The sequence below is a fragment of the Rhodoferax sp. RT4P68 genome, assembly GCF_056521305.1.
The window spans coordinates 30,984-51,154 of record NZ_JBWMBB010000008.1; the positions used below are offsets into that span (position 1 = coordinate 30,984).

13 protein-coding genes are annotated in these 20,171 nt (G+C 70.8%); 2 read left to right on the forward strand and 11 right to left on the reverse strand.

Annotated features, from left to right (window positions below):
* Positions 1 to 49: 49 nt before the first annotated feature.
* The 3 genes from AC099J_RS17750 to AC099J_RS17760 form a co-directional block, all read right to left on the reverse strand.
* The gene (locus AC099J_RS17750) at positions 50 to 1,594 is read right to left on the reverse strand and encodes a PAS domain-containing sensor histidine kinase (protein WP_479616606.1); all 1,545 of its coding nucleotides are present in this window, start codon (positions 1,592 to 1,594) and stop codon (positions 50 to 52) included.
* A 401-nt stretch (positions 1,595 to 1,995) separates the two neighbouring features.
* The gene (locus tag AC099J_RS17755; RefSeq protein ID WP_479616607.1) at positions 1,996 to 2,613 is read right to left on the reverse strand and encodes a LysE family translocator; all 618 of its coding nucleotides are present in this window, start codon (positions 2,611 to 2,613) and stop codon (positions 1,996 to 1,998) included.
* Positions 2,610 to 3,251 carry an FMN-binding negative transcriptional regulator gene (locus tag AC099J_RS17760; protein WP_479616608.1) on the reverse strand — a complete coding sequence of 214 codons (642 nt, stop codon included), beginning with the start codon at positions 3,249 to 3,251 and terminating at the stop codon, positions 2,610 to 2,612. The genes AC099J_RS17755 and AC099J_RS17760 overlap by 4 nt, the downstream gene beginning before the upstream one ends.
* 82 nt (positions 3,252 to 3,333) lie before the next feature.
* Between AC099J_RS17760 and pdxR the strand changes: the two genes are divergently transcribed.
* Complete coding sequence (pdxR, locus tag AC099J_RS17765) at positions 3,334 to 4,842, forward strand: MocR-like pyridoxine biosynthesis transcription factor PdxR (protein WP_479616609.1); 1,509 nt, start codon at positions 3,334 to 3,336, stop codon at positions 4,840 to 4,842.
* A 43-nt stretch (positions 4,843 to 4,885) separates the two neighbouring features.
* On the opposite strand, the gene pbpC is transcribed toward pdxR, so the two are convergent.
* A complete protein-coding gene (pbpC, locus tag AC099J_RS17770) occupies positions 4,886 to 7,114 on the reverse strand; it encodes a penicillin-binding protein 1C (protein WP_479616841.1) in 2,229 nt (742 codons plus the stop codon).
* Positions 7,115 to 7,145: 31 nt separating this feature from the next.
* Between pbpC and AC099J_RS17775 the strand changes: the two genes are divergently transcribed.
* The gene (locus AC099J_RS17775; protein ID WP_479616610.1) at positions 7,146 to 7,352 is read left to right on the forward strand and encodes an antitoxin; all 207 of its coding nucleotides are present in this window, start codon (positions 7,146 to 7,148) and stop codon (positions 7,350 to 7,352) included.
* A 185-nt stretch (positions 7,353 to 7,537) separates the two neighbouring features.
* Here AC099J_RS17775 and AC099J_RS17780 read toward each other — a convergent pair whose 3' ends face one another.
* From AC099J_RS17780 to AC099J_RS17810, 7 genes are all read right to left on the reverse strand, one after another.
* A complete protein-coding gene (locus tag AC099J_RS17780; protein WP_479616611.1) occupies positions 7,538 to 8,518 on the reverse strand; it encodes a GSU2403 family nucleotidyltransferase fold protein in 981 nt (326 codons plus the stop codon).
* A 46-nt stretch (positions 8,519 to 8,564) separates the two neighbouring features.
* Positions 8,565 to 14,534, reverse strand: coding sequence for an alpha-2-macroglobulin family protein (locus AC099J_RS17785; protein WP_479616612.1), 5,970 nt, complete (start codon positions 14,532 to 14,534; stop codon positions 8,565 to 8,567).
* 120 nt (positions 14,535 to 14,654) lie between these two features.
* On the reverse strand, positions 14,655 to 15,779 hold the full coding sequence (locus tag AC099J_RS17790) for a DnaJ C-terminal domain-containing protein (RefSeq protein WP_479616613.1): 1,125 nt from the start codon (positions 15,777 to 15,779) through the stop codon (positions 14,655 to 14,657).
* A 132-nt stretch (positions 15,780 to 15,911) separates the two neighbouring features.
* Positions 15,912 to 17,069 (reverse strand): HupE/UreJ family protein, encoded by a 1,158-nt coding sequence (locus tag AC099J_RS17795; protein WP_479616614.1) that lies wholly within the window; start codon positions 17,067 to 17,069, stop codon positions 15,912 to 15,914.
* 2 nt (positions 17,070 to 17,071) lie between these two features.
* A complete protein-coding gene (locus tag AC099J_RS17800; protein WP_479616615.1) occupies positions 17,072 to 18,232 on the reverse strand; it encodes a hypothetical protein in 1,161 nt (386 codons plus the stop codon).
* A 2-nt stretch (positions 18,233 to 18,234) separates the two neighbouring features.
* Complete coding sequence (locus tag AC099J_RS17805; protein ID WP_479616616.1) at positions 18,235 to 18,507, reverse strand: hypothetical protein; 273 nt, start codon at positions 18,505 to 18,507, stop codon at positions 18,235 to 18,237.
* Positions 18,508 to 18,525: 18 nt separating this feature from the next.
* Complete coding sequence (locus AC099J_RS17810; protein ID WP_479616617.1) at positions 18,526 to 20,148, reverse strand: DUF4331 domain-containing protein; 1,623 nt, start codon at positions 20,146 to 20,148, stop codon at positions 18,526 to 18,528.
* Positions 20,149 to 20,171 lie beyond the last annotated feature (23 nt).

Sequence of the window (20,171 nt, forward strand, 5' to 3'; positions counted from 1 at the left end):
CAGACCGCAGCCTGCAGGCCGGCGCCGTTGCGGCGCAGCCGGCGGTGGCTCACAACTGCGCGGGCATGCTCTCCAGCAGCTCGGCCGCGAGGTCGAGGTCGAAGGCAGCCAGCGCATGTTCCATCTGCACTGCCAGCGTCTCCTGGCCCTGGTGGCGCAGATGCTGCAGCAGCCGTGGCATGGAGGGGTCGGTGACCTCGCCGCTGCGCAGCGCCTGGACCAGCTGGGACACGGAATCGCGCCAGGGTGGGGGTAGCTGCGTGGCCGGCGCAGGCGCATGCGCCGCCCCGAGGGTGGGGCAGGGCGACTGTGCTTCGCCCGGCACCGCCGACGCGGCCGGGCGACTGGCGCTGGCCAGCGGCAGGCGCACGGTGAAACTGCTGCCTTCGCCGGGCGTGCTCTGCAAGCGCAACGTGCCGCCCATGTGCTCGACCAGCTGCAGCGCGATCGTGGCGCCCAGGCCGGTGCCGCCATGACGCCGGCTCATCGAGGCGTCGGCCTGCGTGAATGCCTCGAAGATCCGCTCCTGCCATTGCGGCGCGATGCCCACGCCGGTGTCGTGCACCGCCAGCAACAGCTGCTCGCCTTCCTGGCCGATCTCCAGGCGCACGGAGCCCTCGTCCGTGAACTTGACCGCGTTGTCGAGCAGGCGGTCCAGCACCTGGCGCAGCCGCCGCGCGTCGCCGCAGACCATGTCGCCCAGCGTCGGATCGACCTGCAGCCGCAGCGCCAGCCCCTTCTTGCGCGCTGCGCTCTGGTGGGCCTGCAGCGCGGCATGGGCCAGCGCTTGCAGCGAGAACTCTTCGGACTCCAGCAACAGCGTGCCACGCTCCAACCGGGCCATGTCCAGGATGTCGTTGACGATCTGGAGCAGCGCATTGGCGGCCTGCTGCACCTTCTTCATGTGCTCGCGCTGCGTGTCGTCCAGTGAGCGCGCCATCACGATGCCGGAGAAGCCGATGATCGCGTTCAGCGGCGTGCGCACCTCGTGCCCCATGTTGGCCAGGAACATAGTCTTGGCCGCCGCCGCGACCTCGGCCTCTTCCTTGGCTTGCTGCAAGGCCAGCTCCGTGGCCTTGCGTTCGCTGATGTCCATGATCACGCCGTCCAGCCACAGCACCTCGCCGTTCTCGCCACGCACGGCGCTGCCCTGTTCCCAGACCCAAAACTCGCGCCCGCTGCGGTGCACGCCCCGGTATTCGACGGTGAAGGGACGGTCTTCGTCGATGGCCAGCTGGATCTGCAGCCGCACGCCGGGCTGGTCGTCCACGTGCACGAACTCACGCAGCAGCGTCGGCGAGGCGTGGTAGTCCGAAGGCGACCAGCCGGACAGCCGCTCCATCACGTCACTGATGAAGATCACCGTCCAGTTGTCGTCGTGCGTGCAGCGGTAGGCGGCGCCGGGTATGTTGGCCAGCAGTGAGCTGTAGAGCTGCTCGCGCTCGCGCAGCGCCTGCTGCAGCTGCAGCTGCAGTGTGCTGACCTTGGCGTGGGTGGTCCGCCATGCCCGGCGCTGCTGCGCCCAGCACAAGGCAACGGCCAGCAGCACGACGGCGGCAGCGGCCCAGGCAGTGCCATCCAGGTGGTTGAGCATGGCCTGCGGCATGGGTCTCAGCGCCCGGCCGGCTCGGCGGCGCCGGATGCCGCACGGCGCGGCGTTGCGCCTGTCCCATCCCCCGGCGCGCCGGGCGCGTGGTGCATCGGGTGCGGCAAGCTGGTCCTGGATGGCATCTTGTGGTTCTGATTTGCATCGAGTCAACGCCCAGATTGGGCGTCGATTGGTGCAGACCACTATATGAATCAACGATCTTGGCGCCTAGTGGCATCCCTGTCAGGGGGCGACAACTAGTTCACGCCCGACGCGCTTATTTGTCCGCTTTGCGTGCGATTGTTCGCCAGTTCACGCGAGAAGTGCGCTCGGCGAGCGCTCGGCAGCGCGCTAATCGCCTTGACTTCGCCTGCGCCGCGCGCCTCTGCGGAAGGCCGGGCGCGGCCTCAGACTTCGCGCCGTGCCAGCGCCAGGAAGGCGCCCAGGCCGACCATGGTGCAGCCAGAGGCCAGCGTCATGCGCCGCGCCCGCGCAGCGCGCGCCGGGCCCGAGCGCAGCAGCCGGTCTGCTGCGAACACCGCCACCACGTCGACCAGCGTGTTGAGCGCCACGCAGATGCTGCCGAGCAACACGAGCTGCGCCATGAGCGGCTCGGTGGGCGCCACGAACTGAGGCAGAAAGGCGAGGAAGAACAGCGCCGTTTTCACGTTCAGCGCCTCCACGACGACGCCCTCGCGCAAGGCACGCCGCACACCCTGCGCCGTCACCGGCGTGGCGTGGGCGGGCTGGTCCTTGCGCAGCAGCAGCCGCACGCCCAGGTAGACCAGGTAGGCCGCGCCCACGTACTTCAAGAGACTGAACGCGATCGCCGATTGCGCGATCAGCAGGGACAGGCCCAGCGCTGCGGCGGCCACGTGGAGCATGCCGCCCAGGCCGGTGCCCAGGCACGACGCCAGCCCCTCGGAGCGGCCCCCTGCCACGGTGCGGGCGACCACGTAGGCCAGGCCCGGGCCAGGGGTGATGGCCAGGACCAGGGCCGTGACCAGGAAGGTGAGGAAGGTCATGGCGTCTGCATCGTTCCATCGGCAGGCCGCATCCGCTCGCCCAGTTCGTCATGGCCGCGCGCCTGCAGCGCATCGGCGGCACCGCTGCGGTCCCGCGCGTCCTTGTTCTGGCTCAGCTTGGATTTTCCGACCAGGGACGTGAGTGCGATCTCGATGCCCACGATGTTCTGCAGCAGGCTGTCGATGAACGCGGGGGCGGAGTCGCCCATCTTCCAGGGCTTGGGCTCGGCCGCCTCGTGCTGGCGCGTCAGCCGCGCTACCAGGCGGCGCACGAAGCGCTCATCGTCGTGCACGTTCAGCACGCCGTGCGCGTGCACCACCTCGTAGTTCCAGGTCGGCACCTGGCGGTGCGCCTCGTGCTTGCTGGGGTACCAGCTGGGCGAGATGTACGCCTGCGCGCCGTGGAAGATCACCAGCACCGGCGAGCCGCTGGGGCAACGCTGCCATACCGGGTTGGCGCGCGCCACATGGGCCGACAACAGGCCGTGCGGGCCGACATCCGGGTCGAACTCGAACGGCACGTGGTCGGCGTCCAGGCCTGCGGGGCCGTGCGTGACGAGCGTGCCGAGCGGGTGGTCGCGCACGGTGCGCTGCAGCCGGGCGGGGCTGGTCTCGGCGAAATGAGGGGGTAGGTACATCGGGGGCTCTCGGGTCGGCGCGAAAGCGTGGACTGTCGCTGCAAACCGGCACAATGAGAAGAGCCAGTTTTGATGAAACCCGATGGGCCAGTTTTCTAACGCTGCCGGCGCCGGCACCGGGCGCCGCATCTACGACCTGCTGCGCGCGCAGATGGCCGACGGCACGCTGCCGGCCGGTGCGCGGCTGCCGTCCACGCGTGCTGTCGCGGCCGATCTCGGCGTTTCACGCACGACGGTGACCGCCGCCTACGAGCAGCTCGCGGCCGAAGGCTTCGTCGTGACCTCCGTCGGCCGGGCCGCACGCGTGGCCGGTGCGCCGGCCGGGGCGGTTGCGGCGCGTGCGCTACGTGCGCCCGCGCCCCGACGCGGCAGGTCGGCCATGGCACTGTCCGCTTTCGGCCGGCGTGTGGCGGCCATGGCGATGCCGGCCCTGCCGCTGACGACACCAGCGCGCATCGATTTCGTCTACGGCGCGGTCGCTGCGCGCGACTTCCCCACGCTGGCCTGGCGCCGCGCCTACCAGGCCGAGCTGTTGCGCCAGCAGCACAGCCTGTACTACGTGCCGCCCGAGGGCGACGCGCGCCTGCGCCGCGCGCTGCAGGGCTATCTGCGCCGCGCGCGCGGCTTGGCCTGCGATGCGGAGCAGATCGTCGTCGTGCATGGCTCGCAGCAGGGCATCGACCTGTGCGCGCGGCTGCTGCTGGATGCAGGCGACGCCTTCGTCATCGAAGAGCCGGGCTACCTGATGGCGCGCCGCTGCTTCGAGGCCACGGGCGCCACGCCATGGCCGGTGCCGGTGGACGCCCACGGCCTGGACACCGCGCGCCTGCCGCAGGACGCGCGTGTGCGCCTGGCGTATGTGACGCCTTCGCACCAGTTCCCGCTGGGCGGTGTGCTGCCGGTCGGTCGGCGCGTGGAGCTGCTGCAGTGGGCGCACCGCCAGCGCGCCTGGATTGTGGAGGACGACTACGACGGCGAGTTTCGCTACGGCCAGCGCCCGATCGACGCGCTGCAGGCCATGGATGCCGATGGCCGTGTGGTCTACCTGGGCACCTTTTCCAAGGCGCTGTCGCCGCAGATGCGGCTGGGCTACCTGGTGCTGCCGGTCGAACTGGTGGCGGTGTTTCGCCAGGCCAAGCGCCTGGCCGACCGCCACGCGCCGGTGCTGGAGCAGCGCGTGCTGGCCGCGCTGATCGACAGCGGTGCCTACGAGCGCCACGTGCGCCGCATCCGCCGCGAGAACGAACGTCGCCGCGCCGCACTGCTCGGTGCCGTGGCGCGCCACCTGCCGCCCGACGCGCAGGTCGCGGGCACGGCGGCCGGGCTGCATGTCGTGCTGTGGCTGCCCGCGCTGAAGTCGGGCGACGAGGCTGCGCTGGTGGCTGCGGCCCGCGCCAAGGGGGTGGGCGTCTACCCGGTGTCGCCGCTGTTCGCCAGCGCGCCGTCGCGCGGGCGGGGGCGGGCGGCGGGGCTGGTGCTGGGCTATGCGAGCCTCACGGTGGAGCAGATCGATGAAGGGGTGCGCACGTTGGCCGGCGTCATGCGCTCCGCCACCTGGCGTCGTTCACATGGAGCGGCAGGAGCCCGGTGAGCACCTGGCGGCCGCCGCCCAGGCCGTCACGCCGCCTGGTGGTTCAACGCCCCTTCACCCCCGCGCCGCGCACCTCGATGCGGATGCTGTCCAGCACCGTGCCGCGCGCGTCCACCAGCTCCACCTGGTGCCGCCCAGGCCAGGGCAGCCAGGCGATCTCGGCGCCGCGCCCCAGCGGCTTGCCGTCCATGCGCCAACGCGCGTCGGCCCCCTGTGCGCGGAACTGCAGCCGCTGGCGCGCGGGCGGAATGTCCGGGTCCAACGCAACGATGCTGCCGTCGGCGGGCGAGAGGATGCGGGGCGTGGCGGCGTCGTCCAGCGGGCCCGCCAGCGCGAACACCGGCTGCGCCGTGCCGGCCAGGAACCATTCGCTGCGCGCGGCCTCCAGGTCGTCGCCGAAGCGCACGTCCAACTGTTGCAGGCCCGCTGGCGCCACGGGCGCCCGGCTGGGCAATTGCCGGTGCAGGTGGTGCATCAGCGCCGCCCAGATGGGCGCCGCGCCGCTGGTGCCGCTGACCTCGTGCATGGGCGCGCCGCCCGCATTGCCGACCCACACGCCGACCGTATAGCGCTGCGACCAGCCGATGGCCCAGTTGTCGCGCATGTCCTTGCTGGTGCCGGTCTTCACGGCCGTCCAGATGCGCGTGGCCAGCACGCTGTCGGTGCCGAAGGTGGGCGCGCGGGCGTTCGTGTCAGACAGGATGTCGCCGACGATGAAGGCGGCGCGCGGGTCGATGGCGGGTGTGCTGCTGCGGCGCTGTGACGTGCCCGCTGGGGTGGTGGTTTCAGTGGGCGCTGCGGGAGCCGTGGCTTGTGTGATGGCCTGGTGGGGTGCGGGCGCTGCGGCCGCTGCTGGCGCCGCGGCGCGCAGCGTGGTCGGGCTGTACCGGCCGCCGTTGGCCAGCGTGCGGTAGGCGTTGGTCAGCGCCAGCAGCGAAACCTCGGCGCTGCCCAGTGCCAGGCTGTAGCCGTAGTGGTCGCCGGCCTGTGCCAGCGGCAGGCCGAGCGCACCGAGTTGGCGTGCGAAGGCGTCGGGCGACACCATCACCAGCGCGCGCACGGCTGGCACGTTGAGCGAGGCCGCCAGCGCCGTGCGCACCGACACCTGGCCCTTGAAGCGCCGGTCGTAGTTCTGCGGGATGTACAAGCCGCTGGCCGTGGGAATGTGCGTGGGCGCATCGTCCAGCAGCGATGCGGCGGTCAGCCGCTGTTCGGCAATTGCCTGGGCATACAGGAAGGGCTTGAGCGTGCTGCCGGGCTGGCGCCGCGCCAGCACGCCGTCGACCTCGGCTGCGCGGCTCAGTGCGCCGGAAGAGCCGACCCAGGCCAGCACCTCGCCGCTGGCGTTGTCCAGCACGACGAGTGCGCCGTCTTCCACGTGGCGGCCGCGCAGCTCGCGCAGGTGCTGCGACAGCGTCTGCACCGCGAAGCGCTGCAGGGCGGCGTCCAGGCTGCTGGTGACGCTGGGGACAGTGGTGACGGTGGCGTCCTTCAACACCTGCCGCGCGGCGTGTGGCGCGATACCTTCGCTGGCGGCATGCGCACGGCGCTGCAGTGCGCCCAGCGTGAACAGCTCCAGGCCCTGGCAGTCACGGGCCTCGGTGCTGGCGCGCAAGACCTCGCACGCCCGGCGGGCGACCACGCCGGGCGCTGCGTTCGGCCCGCGCACCAGGGCTGCGGCAACGGCGGCTTCGCGCGCGTCCAGCCCATGGGCGGCTTTGCCGAACAGCGTGCGCGACAGCGCATCCAGCCCCACGATCTCGCCGCGAAACGGCACCAGGTTCAGGTAGGCCTCCAGGATCTGGTCCTTGCGCCAGGTGCGTTCCAGCCGCTGTGCCGCGACGGCCTGGCCGAGCTTTTGCGTGACGCTGCGCCCGCCGGCCGTGTGGCGCCAGTCCTCGTCCAGCAGGCCGGCCAGCTGCATGGTCAGTGTGGACGCGCCGCGCGTCTTGCTGTTCCACAGGTTGCCCCAAGCTGCCGCCGAGACGGCACGCCAGTCCACCCCGCTGTGCTGCCAGAACAGCCGGTCCTCGCTCATGACCATGGCCGTGCGCAGGGCCGGCGAGATGTCGGCCAGCGGCACCCAGGGGCCGCGCCGCACGGTCGGGTCGGTGCGCACGCGCTGCAGCAGTTGGCCATTGCGGGCGAGGACCAGGGTGTCGGAGGTGCGGTGGTTGGCGCGGACCTGGTCGTAGGAGGGCAGGGCGGCGGCGTGGGCGGCTGCGGCGCAGAGCATGGGCACGAGCCAAAATAAACGCTTGCGCAGCGCCATGCGGCCTGCCATGTTGGACTGAGGATGCGTCATGCACCAGACCGCCAAGATATTTGTGATCGGCCGCAGCCAGGCCGTGCGTCTTGCACACCAGTTTCGGTTCTCGGAATCCGAAAGGTTCATTCGGCGAGACCTGCTGACGGGCAACGTCGGGTTGTCACGCAAGCCTGCCAAGCCTGCCGATGGGCAGGATTTCTGGATGCCGTGGCGCAGACTTCGGATGTGGAGGATGTCCTGACCAAACGCCAGCAGACCCGCACGCAACGTCACCCCTTCGAGGGCTGGATCGACTGAGCGTCGCCTCTGCGCATGGGCGGCAATCGCTTGCGCGACGACATCTGGGTCGGTGCGCCTTGACCTGGCGTTTCAACATGTGCCGGATCGGCTGACCCTCGAAGTCTGGTAGCGCACCCAGCCGGTTCATCACACCCCACCCGCCATGTGATATCGCAGCCCGTGCGCATCCAGCAACTGCTGCACCACCCGGGCCTGCAACAAGTCCTTGCGCCGCTTCAACGGGTCGCGGTCTTCGCGTTGGCCCAGCGCGCGCTTGATGCGCACGAAGCTGTCGGGCGAGGGCGCATGCATGGTGGCCATCTGACCGTTCAGCGCCACCACACTCTGCGTGAAGCGACCGCCACCCAACAGGGCCTGGCCGGTGGACACCTGCACAGCCCAGAAGTCGTCCTCGAATGCCGAGACACGTAGCGGGTGCGGGTCGTCTGCGGCACTGCCTTGCGCAGCACGGCGAATCACGTCGATCTCGAAGCCCGCCGCGTTGACGGCGGTGTACTTCTGGTCGCCGCGCAGTGCAAAGGTCTTGTCCGCCTTCTGGAAGATCCCCAGCAGCGATGTGTCCAGGCGCCGCATGGTGGTCACGAACTTGAGGTACTTGCGGGTGTCCAGCAGCAGATCGATGTCCTGCGTGGCGGTCGCCTCGGTGCGTACGCGCACACCGCACGCCGTCTCGTAAGCGTAGAGCGCATGCGTGCCGACGGTCAGAAAGTGCTCCTGCAGGCCTGCCTTGGCCAGTGCGTTGAGCGTGTCCACCACCACGCCTGGCACGCGGCCGACACGCAGCGCGCGGTTCACGCGCACGTGCTGCTGCACGGTCTCACGCAAGGCTTTCAGGCGCGCTTCCACGCTCTGCTTGCGGGCCATGAACCGGTCAAAGATCTGCACGTTTTCGTCCGACGCCGGGCCCAGTGAGGTCTGCGCGCCTGTGGCCGACACGCGCACCAAGTAGCGCCGGCCGGACTGCGTGCGCCACAGCATGGAGCCCCGGACTTCGAGCGCGGCCTGTTGTGCTTCTTCGAGCGCGCGCCATGCGGATTCCGCGTCGATGTACTGGCGCGTCTGCGCCTCGCTCAGCGCGCTGAAGTCAGCGTTTTCATCATTAATCACAGTTTTATCAATTTACTATGAAAAACTTTTAAAAACAGCTATCTGTCTATCGTGAATCGACCTTCAACCGCCCGTTCGGCAGCGCCCCGAACACCTCCGGCGCGTACATCGCTTCCACCCGCGTCGGCGGCAGCGCGAAGTCGCCCACGTTGTTCAGCCGCACGGTGTAGACGGCCCGGGTCGTGCCCTTGGGCATGAACGCGTAGTAGCTGCGGTAGGTCTCGAAGCTGCGCTCCTCGAAGGCCGGTGACGCGCCGCCGCCCTGCTGCCGCTCGCCGGCAGTTGCGATCTGCGAATCACGCCCCAGGCCACTGCCCAGAATCGTGGCACCGCCGGGGATCGGGTCGCTCAGCACGACCCAGGTCATGTCGGATGCGGCCGTCACCTCCAGCGTGATGCGCAGCACATCGCCCCGGCTGTACTTGCCGGCGACGGCCTGCTCGACGGGCGTGATGGCCTTGGTGACGCGGTAGCCCGCATCGACAGGCGCTTTCAAGGGCACGGCCGCCAGCGACTGCAGCGTGAGCCAGGGCTTGCCCGTGCCAAGCTGAGCGGCCTCGACCGTGCCGGCGCCGTCGGGCCAAGCCAGGTGCCTGGCGTGCGGCGCGGGCTGTTCCCAATCCACGCTGGCCTTGGCCTCGCCCAACCGGACGCTGGTGCTGCCGGTGACGGGTGTGCTTTCGAACTTGGCCGAGAACTTCGTCAGCGCCAGGCTGCCCCACAGGTTGGCCGTGGTCGTCTGCCAGGCGCCGCGCTGCTGGCGGGCGATGAAGCCGGCCGCCAGGCGGCCCATGTCGTCCTGCCACGCCGGGTCGTCCATCACGGCCAACAGCAAGCGCGCGGCGTTCACGTCGCCGTTGACCATCAGCCACCACCATTGGTCGTCGCGCTCGGTGCTGAAGACGATCTTCGTGCCGATGGTGGCGAGGCGCGCGCGCAGCACCTGCTGGGCTTCGGCCAGGCGCTGCTCGCGCTGCGGTGCGTCGGCCACGCGCTGCAGGATGTTCAGCCAGTCGATCACCGCATGCGTGGGCCATTGGTTCGGCGCGACGGTGATGCTGGCCAGCAGGCGACCGGGCGCGCGGCCCGTGCGCGACAGGGCCTCGAGCGCGGTCAGCTTGCGCACGTCCAGGTCGGCGCGCGGGCTCCAGAACTCGCGCTGCAGCCGGCCCTCGACGAAGGCGACGAGGCCGTCCTCCATCTGCGTGCGCAGCGCCTGGGGCAGGGCCAAGGCGCTGTCCAGCGTCGCCGCCTCGTGCGTGGCGGCCAGCAGGTAGGCGGTCAGCGTGTCGCTGCCCCGGTGGGCGCTGCCGGCCTGCGGCGGGAAGTAGTGCGCCAGGCCGTCTGCGTCCAGGTAGGCCGGCAATTGCGTGACCACGCTCTGCCAGCGCTTGGCGTCGCGCAGGCCGATGGCCTGGCTGGCCTTTTGTTCCAGGCACGCGAACGGGTAGGCCGCGAACCAGTCGCGCACGCCCGGCAGGCCGCCTTCGGCACTGGCCAGGCGTGGCTGCAGGGCCACTTGCAGACCGCCGCGCGGGCGGCCGTAGTCGCTGATGGCATCGGCCGGCGCCTGCACCGGCAGGCTGAATGCCCCGTCCAGCTGCACCAGCGTGGCCTGCTGCACGGCCAGCGGCACGGCGGGCACGATGCGCTGGCTGAGCTTGAGCGCATCGCGCGCGCCGCTGGCCGTGTCGCGGGCCTCGATCTCCCACACCAGGGCCTCGGTGCGCGCGGGCGTCAGTTGCGTCGGCGCTGTCACCTCCCAGGCCACTTCGCGCGCTTCACCGGGCGCAATGTCGATGGTGCGTGGCGTCAGCGTGACCCCCGCGCTGCCTACATCGCGTGCTGCGCTGTCGCCCGACGGGGGGCTCGCCTGCGTCGCGCGGCCCGGCGCGGCGCTGGGGTCCGGCAGCGTCGCGCGCGGCGTGACCTCCACCCGCATGGCCTTGGCCGTGCCGTTGCGCAAGGTGATCTGCGCGCGGAACTGGTCGCCCTCGCGCACCAGCGGCGGCAGGCCGCTGATGATCTGCAGGTCCTGCATGGTGCGGATGCTGGCCTGACCGGTGCCGAACAGCGCCGCGCCGGCATCGGCCACGGCGACGATGCGAAAGGTGGTCAGCGCGTCGTTCAGCGGCACCGTCAGCTGGGCCTGGCCATTCGCGTCCAGCGCCACGCGCGGGTTCCACAGCAGCAAGGTGTCCAGCAACTCGCGCGTGGCACCACGCCCGCCGCCGCCGCCGGCCGGCACGGCTTTGCGGCCGTAGTGGCGCCGGCCGATGATTTCCATCTGCGCGGTCGACGTTTCCACGCCCCAGGCGCGGCGCTGCAGCATCGCGCCGAGCAGGTTCCAGCTGTCGTTGGGCATCAGCTCCAGCAGCGCCTGGTCGACGGCGGCCAGCGCCACCTCGGCATGCGCGGCGGGCTTGCCGTCGGGCAGCGTGGCGCGAATGGTCACGCGCGCCTGGCCGCGCACGGGGTAGGTCGGCTGGTCAGACGTGACGTTCACATCGATCTGGTGCGCGCGCGTGCCCACGCGCAGCTCGGCCACGCCCAGGCGGAACGCGGGCTTGGACAAGTCGACCAGCGCGCTGGGGGCCACGTATTGCTTGCCGTCATGCCAGAAGGCCGACCACCATTCGCGCGGTGCTTTGAACCCCCAGGTGAAGAACGAATACCACGGCACATCGCGCAGGCGGCCCCGCAGCACCAGCGCGCTGACGTAGACGTTCGGGCCCCAGCCTTCCTCCACCTGCACCTCCAGCGTCGGGTCTTGCCCGTTCAACTGCACGACGCGCTGAGAGAGCACGCCTTCGCGCTCCACCGTCACCAGCGCGGTCGCGTAGCGAAACGGCATGCGCAGCTGCAGCCGCGCGGTCTCGCCCGGCGCGTAGTCCCGCTTCTCGGGCAGAAGGTCGATGCGGTCGTGGTTCTCGCCGCCGAACCACAGCTCGCCCTGGCGCGTGACCCAGACCGAGCTGGCCGCCTGCACGGCGCGGCCCGCGTCGTCGGTCGACGTCACGACCAGTTCCACCTCGCCCGCTTGAGTGAGCTTGGCCTCGCACAGCAGCAGGCCGCGCGCATCGCTCTTGCCGCTGCAGACGCTGCCTAGCGCCTTGTCCGCCGTCTGGTTGTCGTACGTGTAGAAGCCGCCGACCATGCGCTTGCGGCTGGTCGTCACGATGCGGGCAAAGGCTTGCACGTCCAGCGCCACGCCGGCCCGTGGCTTGCCCGCCAGGTCCAGCGCCAGCGCCTGGAAGCGGATGGTCTGCGCGGCCGAGACCCAGCCCTCGGTCTTGATGCCGGCCACCACGCCGGCCGGCCACACGGTCGAGGTGCTGCGCAGCGTCTGCACCTCGCCATTCGGGTCGTCGTAGGTGGCCTCCAGCAGCAGCTCCTGTGCGCGCGGCGCGGTGGGGATCTTGTCGATCACGAGCTTGCCAGCGCCGCTTGCGTCCAGGCTCAGGGCCAGCTTGTCGGCGATCACGCGCGGGCCGGCGGCAGCGTCGGGCTCCTCCTCGTCTTCGTTCGAGGGGTTGGCCTTGCGGTCGCGTGGCGGCGCAAAGCTGAAGGCGTCGAAGCCATCGAACTTCAGCGACTTGTCACGCAGCAGTGCCGACACCCGCACCGGCAGGTTCGCCGCGCCGCCGCCGGCCACGTAGTTCACCTGTACGTCAGTCGGCACGCTGGCCGGTTGCACCAGCGGCTTGGCGTCGGCCGGTGCGATGCGGCCCTGCAGCACCGGCAGGCGGAACTCTTCGACGCGGAACTGGCCGGACGGCAGGCTGCGCTCCTCCTGGCCAGTGCCCTGCAGCAGTGCCACCTCGTAGGCGCCCAGCTTGGCGGCCGGTGGCAGCGTGAACCGGCTCTCGGCGCTCTGCCCGCCGGTGTCGGTGCGGAACCAGGCCAGCGGCTGCGTGAACTGCTGGCCGCTGCCCACGTGGGTGATGCGCAAATTGGCGGGGAACTGCGTGGGCAGGGCCAGGCCCTTGGTTGTCTCGGTGCGCAGCAGGTGCTTCATCGCCAGCGTTTCGCCGGCGCGTAGCAGCGTGCGGTCGAAGATGGTGTGGGCGCGCAGGTCGGGGGCCGGGTCCTGGCTGGTCGGCAGGTTGAAGCGCCAGGGTTCGATGCCGCGATTCCAGTCGCTGAAGGTGAAGGCCATGTCCTCCACGCCCTGTGCGTCGCGCGCGCGGGCGGTGACGAACCACGACGGCGCGGCGCCGTCGCCACCCCCATCGCCCCCGTCGTTGCAGCTCGGCGGCTGGGGCGACAGGCCCGCGAGCTGCACCACGCCCTGGGCGTCCGTCGTGCCGCTGACGACGGGCTTGCCACGGCAGTCCGACACCGCCACGCGCGCGCCGGCCACAGGCTTGCCCTTGTCCAGCGTCGTCACCCAGGCCAATGCGTTCTCGCGGCCCAGCTTGAAGTGCACGCCCAGGTTGGTCACCAGGGCCGAGGTGCGCACGACCATCGTGCGGTCCGGGCCGTAGCGCTCGTCCAGCAGGGCGGCGCCCAGGCGTCTGGAGCTGATCTCCAGCACATGGAAGCCGGGCGTCAGTGGGATGCCCACGACCTCGAACGGGCGCGGGTCGTCGGTGCTCGGCCGGGGCAGCTCCACCGCGCGCACGCCGCTCTGGCCGGCCAGCAGCGCCAGCATGCGCGACTGCACCCAGTCTTTCTGGTCGTCGTCGACGACGCGCGGCAGGGGCGCTTTCAGGTCGGCCGCTGCGCGCTTGCGCTCGACCGTGAAACTGTCGTAGCGCTGCACCTTGCGGAACCAGGCCAGGATGTCGGCGTCGCTTTCGGGCCGCAGATCGGCCACGCGCGCATCGGGGGCAACAGCTTTGACCGCCAGCGGCAACTGCGCTTCGACATTGCGCAGCGTCACCGGCAGCAGGGGCGGGCCATCGGGCTCGGCAAAGCGCTCCACGATGCCGAACGGTGCGGCGGCGAACTTGGCCAGCGGCGGGATCGGGCCGGTCGCGACCGGCAGTGGGAAGTTGTCTGCATTGCGCAGCGGTCGGTCGGCGTCGTCCTTGAAATCGGGCGGCAACTCGAGCGTGTAGGCCGCGCGCTCGGCGAACGGCGCGGCGAACTGCACGCTGCTGACGTGCGAGGTCTGGTCCTGCTCGTCCAGGCTGGGCGCGCGGGATTGGCCGGCCGACTTCAGCCGAATCGCCGCCGCCAGTGCCCTGGACACGGGCGCGTTGAATTCCAGCCGCATCGGGCGGATCGGCAGGCAGGCGGCGTTCGCGTTCTCGCGTTCGCACGCAAAGCTGGCCGCAAACGGCTCACGCACCTGGAACGCAAAGCGCTTCTCCACGCTGCTGCCGATGCCGCTGGGTGTCGCCAGGCCCTTGCCGATCACCAGCTGCATGGGCGACGCCGGTGGCAGGCGCCGGTTGCAGGCCACCGTCTGCACGGCCAGCGGCGCCTTGGCGGCGTCTTCCTCCAGGCGCCGGGCCTTGAGCAAGGCCGCGCGCTCGGCACCTTCGATCAGGCGCACCGGCACGCGCTCGCCCAGCCCTTCGACCTTGCACCAGACGCTGGCCTGCACGCTCTGCAACGTGACCGGGCCGTTCAGCCGCAGCACGAAATGCTGGTCTTCGTCGATGGTGCCGCCGTAGGGCCGCGTGTTGCGCACGAACGGCCCGCCGGTGTGAAAGGCGAAGCTGGCCAGGCCCGTCAGCCCCTGCCCTTGCGGGGACTTGAAGTCAGCGGCGGTGGCGACGCTGCAGCGCACGCCGGGCGGCAGGTCGTCCTGGAACTGCCAGACCCATTCGCGCGCGTTGTTCCAGCGGCCGGTGCCGCGCCCGGCCTGGGTGTCGCTGCAGCTGACGGTGGCGGGGGCTCGCGCGCTGGCATCGCCGAAACGCACGGCGTCGGCGTCGAAGCGCAGCACCACCTGGCGCACCTGGGCGACCTCGCCTTGCGGGCTGGCGGTGGTGATCTGCAGGGCGTGGGCGGCCAGACTGGTGCAAGCCAGGATGGCGGCGACGAAGAAGGTCTTGGTGTCCACGCGGTGGTCCTTGGGAGGGGGGGCAGCGTCGCGCACTCGCCGACAACGTGGGGGCGGGCTCGGTGCGAGGGCTTGTACGTGACGGCGGGAGAGGCGATCGATCGGGCGCCTCTCACGCTGCTAGTCCTTCGATCCGCTCTTGCGCGCCGCCAGCGTCTTCTCCCACGCCCGCAGTTCCTTGTCCCACACCCGCAGCCGATCGCTCGACCCCGCGCCTGCGGCTTTGGACGTGGTGGCGATCAGCTGGTCCAGCAGGATCTCCTGGTCGGTGCTCAGCTGCGCCGGGAACACGGGCACCAGCGTCACCAGTTGGTCACCGCGCGCGCCGCGCCGGTCGGTGGGGTAGCCCAGGCCGGGCAGGGTGTAGGCCAGGCGGTCGCGGTCCAGCTGCATCAGGTGCCAGCCGTACAGCGTGGGCACCTGCGCCATGCGGTTGGCAACCCAGGCAAAGCCGTTGACGGGGATCTCGCAGCGCAGCGAACCGTCGGCCTCGTCGAGCCGGAAGAAGGCGTGCGGCTCGATCTGCACCTGGATCTCCAGGTCGGCCGGCGCGCCGGCCTTGCCGCCGCGGCGCGCATCCACGTGCAGCACGTCGCCGTCGCGCACGCCGTGGGGGATGCGCACCTGCACCTTGTAGGCGGTGTCCAGCTTGCCACTGGCGGCGCAGGCCGGGCAGGCGCGCCGTGCAAAGCCACCGCCCAGGCAGGCCTCGCATTCGATGCTGACGCTGGGCCAGCCGAACCAGGCCGAGCGCTGCTGGATGGCGCCGGAGCCGCCGCAGCTGGCGCAGTGGCCGCCCAGCATCTGGTGGCCGGCGCCATCGCAGGTGGTGCAGGTCTCGGTGAGCTTGCCGCGCAGTGTCTTGATGCAGCCGGCGGCGGCCTCTTCCAGCGTCAGCTTGAGCTTGCGGCGGATCGGCGGGCGGCGGGGGCTGTCGTCGGCGGGGGCCTCGGGTGCGGGCGGTGCGGCTTCGGCTGCGGGTTCGGGCGCAGGCGGCGCCGCTTCGGCGGCAGGCCGATGGCTGTCAGCGGTGAAGTCTGGCGCGGTGTCGACCATGCCCTGCGCGCGTGCGCGCCGGATCGACTCGAAGGCCTGGTTGATGCGCTGGATCTTGGCCACCGCCTGAGCGCTGTCGTTGCGGTCCGGGTGCCACTGCGAGACCAGGCGCCGCCAGGCGGACTTGACTTGCTGATCGCTCGCATCGTGCTGCAAGCCCAACTCGGCGTAAGCGTGGTCGGTACTCAAAAGGTCGCTCCCTGGTGCGCAGCCAGGCCGAGCGGGATGGCATCCCTATTTTTGTACGCGGCAGGCTGGTGTCCGGGATGGTAGCCGAGAGGTGGGGCGTCGCCGTGTCGCAGCTGCACGCCAAAGCACCCCCTATGAGCCCACCCGCTCCCAGAACCACCATGCCGACAGCAGCACCAGCGCCCACGAGCCACCGCGCACCACGACGCTGCTGTACCAAGGCCGCCGCACCACGGCCTGCGACAGCAAGACCCAGCCGGCCACCGCGACCAGCTGGCCGCATTCCACGCCCAGGTTGAAGCCGCCCAGCGCCCAGGGCAGCAGCCCGCTGGGGGCGGCGGCCTCGGTCAGCAGGCCGGCGAAGCCGTAGCCGTGCACCAGGCCGAACAACAGCGCCAGCACATCGCTGCGCACGCGCGCCACCGGGAACAGGTTCAGCAGCGCCGTCACGCCGATCGACAGCGCGATGACCGGCTCGACCCAGTCCGGCGAAGCCTGCGTCCAGCCCAGCGTGGCCAGCACCAGCGTGATGGAGTGGCCGATGGTGAAGGCCGTGACCGTGCGCAGCAGCGCCCACCAGGTCGACGGGTGGGGCGCGGCACCGCCCGCCGGTGCGGTTGCCGGCGCCGTTGCCGTGCGGCCCAGCGCCAGCCGCAGCGGCAGCACCAGCGCCAGCAGGAAGGCCAGGTGGTCATAGCCCTCCAGCAGATGGTGCATACCCAGCTTCAGGTAGCTCCACAGTGTGGCCGGGCCGCTGTGCAGGGCGGCGGCGCCCGCCACCGGTGAGCGCAGCGCGAGGGCGCCGGGCTGCTGTGGCGACCAGGTGGACAGCAGGTCTTGCCCGTCCAGCCGGCCCGTCACCAGCAGGCGGTGCGTGGCGTCCTGTGCGCGCAGCAGCGTGTAGCGCACGGCCTGTGCACCGGCGCAATCGGCGGTGCTGGTCCAGCGCAGATAGGCGCCATCGCTGCGCCGCTCCAGCCCGGCAAAGCGCCACTGCAGCGGGCAGGGGGCGGTGCCCTGCAGGCCGGTGCTGTCCTGCAGCAGCTGCTGCACGGCCGGGTTGGCCGCCTGGATCTCGCCCCAGGTCACGTTGCCGTCGGCATTGGCGTCCAGCGGCAGCACCAGATCCAGGTCCTGGATGGCGACGGACAGCGTCAGCTGCAGCGCGCTGCCGGCAGCTGCGTCGCCACGCAGATCCAGATAGGCGTCGCTGCCCTTGTGCGCCCAGGCGGCGGGGTGCAGGGCCAGCAGCATCGGCAAGAGCAGCAAGGCGCGCCAGAGTGACGACATGCTCATTGCACACGCTCTGCGGTCAATCGGGCGTCTTGCAAACCCGTGGTCTGCAACTGCTCGCGCAGCGCGCCTGTGGCGGCGGTGTCGCCGGCCTGGCGCGCGGCCTGCAGGGCGATCCACCAGTCCAGCGGCTCGCGCTGCAGCTTCAGATTGGATTGGCCCAGCGTCAGCGCGCGGGCTGGCGCATCGTCCAGCCACAGCGCCAGCAGCGCGCGCTCTCGGTCGTGCAGGGCCAGGTCTTCGCCGCGCCGGCCCAACGCCAGCTCACGCTCGCGCAGCTCGTCGCGCAGTCCCTGCCAGCGCGCATCGTGCAGGCGGCGCAGGGCCAGGGCCTGGCGCAGCACCACGGCGTCGGTGCGGGGCAATGGCGCCAGCAGCCGCTGGGCGGCGGCGGGTTGCTCCGTGCGCAAGAGCAGGTCGCTGAAGGCGATGGCGGTGTACAGATCAGGCTCGGCCGCCAGACTCTGGGTGTAGTGGGCGCGGGCGGCGGTGTCGTCGCCGGCGCGTTCTGCGGCTTCGGCCAAGAGCGAGAGCACCCAGGCGCGCCGCGGCGCGTCGGCTCTGGCCGACAGCGGGGCCAGCAAAGCTTCCAGGCCAGCGCGCGCCTGTGCATGTTGGCCTTGCAGCGAGGCCGTCTCCAGTCGGCAGGCCTGCGCGTACCAGGCCTGCCCGGCTTGCGCCACGGCTTCGCAGGCCTGCAGTGATGCGGGGTAGCGGCCTTCCACCCGCTCCAGCGCGGCCAGGTTCAGCCAGCCCTGGGCATGGCCCGGTGTGCGGGCCAGCGCCGCCTGCAGCACCGCGCGGGCCGGTGCGAAGGCATGGCGGCCCTGCTGTACCGTGGCCTGCAGCACGGCCAGGTCGACCGGCGCTGCGGGCTGGTCCCACCACGGGGCGATGGCAGCCTGCGCACGGCCCCAGTAACGGGCGTCGCCGGTCTGGCGCGCCACGGCAATGGCGTCGCGCGCCAGCGCCGCGGCCGCCGTCGGGTCAGCCGTAGCGGCCGGCGCCGCCTGCACCGGCCGGCTGCGGGTGATGGCCGGCAGCACTTCGACCACCTCGTCGTCCCGCGTGGGTTGCGGCAGCAGCGTCGCCGCGCCGCAGGCCGCGCCCAGCATCAAGCCCGCGACGGCCAGCGTCGCGGCGCGCTGCTTGCAACCCATGCCTACAGGTCCGCCGGCTCGGCCGTGTCGTTGGTGGCCAGTTGCGCGTTGCCCAGCACCACCGGCTCGCTGCTCTCGCTGGTGCCGGCAATCAGCCGCTTGGCAAAGGCGATCACGTCGTCGATGCTTTGCTCCACGCCGACCGGCACGTCGGTGCCGTCGACGACCGCGCCGCCACCTGCGCCGTTGTCGTCACTGCCGCCGCCGCAGCCGCCCAGCGCGAGCAGCCCGGCCAGGGCCAGCGTGCCGGCCGTTGTCTTGATCGAAATGGTCATGTCTGTCTTCCTCGTCGATCAATATGCTGCAGAGCCGGAATTCGGCGTGTTCAGGTACGGAAAGCGCGCCAGGAACGGCACCGTTGCCTGGTCCACCGCGTCGTGGATGCCAGCGGACCCGGCACCCAACGGCACGCTTGCGGCCCTGCAAGCCGAGGTCAGGCTCGGCACGCCCGGCACGCCGTTCAGCCCCAGCGCATTGCCGTCGCCGTTGATCACGCACAGCCCGCCCAGCACGGCCACCAGCGCGATGTCGACCACGTCGTCCTTGGGCCGGCGGCCATTCGGAAAGCCCGCCAGGTCCACCGCCTGCGCCAGGTTGGCCGGGCCGCCCACGCGCAGCACCTCGCCAGCCACGCCCAGACGGTTCTGCATCGCGAACATCACCGGCGCGACGGCCGTGTTCAGCCGCAGCATTTCCGACGGTGTGGCGCTGGCCGGCTTGTTGACACCGGTGATGCCGGTCAGGAAGACCGTGGCCAGGTCGGTGCGCGGCAGGTTGGTGGGTGCCACGGCAGCCGGGTTGCCGGCCAGCGCGATGCCCAGCAGCGCGGGCAGGCTGGGGTTGGTCACGTAGTTCAGGAACTGCGTGTCGTCCTGCGGCCGCGATGCGTTGAACTTGTCCTTGTCCGGCAGGCCGATCACCAGCTCGTTGACCAGCGGATTGCCCAGGCGCGAGACCTGCACCCAGGCACCGCCGGCCTTCTCGCTGGCCTGGTGGCCCGAGCCCGGCTTGCCGTTCAGCAGCCGCGCCTGACGCAGGCTGGCGCTGGTCCAGCCGCCGATCACCGGGTCGCTGCCGGCGGTCAGGCAGCTCTTGTGCACTTCCAGCGCGATCGAGGTCACGTTGGCCTTCTGGATCACGTGTTGGCCGCCGCGTCCTGCAGCGTCCTTGTTGGCAGGATCAAGCAAGAAGGAAGCCGGCGCGTTGACCAGGTCGAACACCGTGCCCAGGTTGACGGCAAAGCCCTCCTGGCGCTGGCCGACGAACACCTTGCCGGGCATCGTGCAGCCGGGGATGCTGACGGTCTGGATGTGCTGCTGCGCATAGGCCTCGTAGGCGGCCGGGTCGCCCAGCGTCTTGCCGCCGATGTAGTCCACCGGCTTGTCGAAGACGCGGTTGCCGTCGGCCCGCGTCACGGCCTGCACAGCGCCCTTGCGCCGGTCGCCGCGCACCACGTTCACGGTGTAGGTTTCGTTGACGTTCAAGTTGGCGTCGCCGGGGGCGGTCACGGCACCGGCCTGGATCAGCGGGATCGGCACGCTGGCGCCGCCGATGGACAGCGGGATACCCTTCAACGCGTTGTTGAAGCGGAACTGGAACGTGATGTCTTCCTTGGCGTCGCCGTTGTTGTCCAGGTGGATCTCGTACAGCGCGTTCGGGTCCAACTGAAAGTAGTTCGGGCCGCCATACGGGGCTTGCAGCGGCTGGTAGTTGGCGATCATGGTCACGTAGTCGGAGCGGCCGCCGCTGCCGTTGGCGGCGATGTCCTCGTAGCTGCGGAACATGTAGAAATCAGTGCCATCGACCTTCGGGCTGGTCGTGATGAAAGGTGCCTCGCGATGGCTGGACGCCAGTGCTGCCCCGGCGCATACCAGCAGGGCGCAGCCCTGTGCGATCTTGCTCAAGCTGTGAATCATGTAGTTCTCCTCGTCGACCGTGG

What these genes read in the sequence shown, in the direction of transcription:
- AC099J_RS17805 (WP_479616616.1), bottom strand. Translation starts at nt 18,507, where the DNA reads ATGACCATTTCGATCAAGACAACGGCCGGCACGCTGGCCCTGGCCGGG.
- AC099J_RS17795 (WP_479616614.1), bottom strand. Translation starts at nt 17,069, where the DNA reads ATGTCGTCACTCTGGCGCGCCTTGCTGCTCTTGCCGATGCTGCTGGCC.
- AC099J_RS17810 (WP_479616617.1), bottom strand. Translation starts at nt 20,148, where the DNA reads ATGATTCACAGCTTGAGCAAGATCGCACAGGGCTGCGCCCTGCTGGTA.
- pbpC (WP_479616841.1), bottom strand. Translation starts at nt 7,114, where the DNA reads ATGGCGCTGCGCAAGCGTTTATTTTGGCTCGTGCCCATGCTCTGCGCC.
- pdxR (WP_479616609.1), top strand. Translation starts at nt 3,334, where the DNA reads ATGGGCCAGTTTTCTAACGCTGCCGGCGCCGGCACCGGGCGCCGCATC.
- AC099J_RS17750 (WP_479616606.1), bottom strand. Translation starts at nt 1,594, where the DNA reads ATGCTCAACCACCTGGATGGCACTGCCTGGGCCGCTGCCGCCGTCGTG.
- AC099J_RS17760 (WP_479616608.1), bottom strand. Translation starts at nt 3,251, where the DNA reads ATGTACCTACCCCCTCATTTCGCCGAGACCAGCCCCGCCCGGCTGCAG.
- AC099J_RS17755 (WP_479616607.1), bottom strand. Translation starts at nt 2,613, where the DNA reads ATGACCTTCCTCACCTTCCTGGTCACGGCCCTGGTCCTGGCCATCACC.
- AC099J_RS17800 (WP_479616615.1), bottom strand. Translation starts at nt 18,232, where the DNA reads ATGGGTTGCAAGCAGCGCGCCGCGACGCTGGCCGTCGCGGGCTTGATG.
- AC099J_RS17775 (WP_479616610.1), top strand. Translation starts at nt 7,146, where the DNA reads ATGCACCAGACCGCCAAGATATTTGTGATCGGCCGCAGCCAGGCCGTG.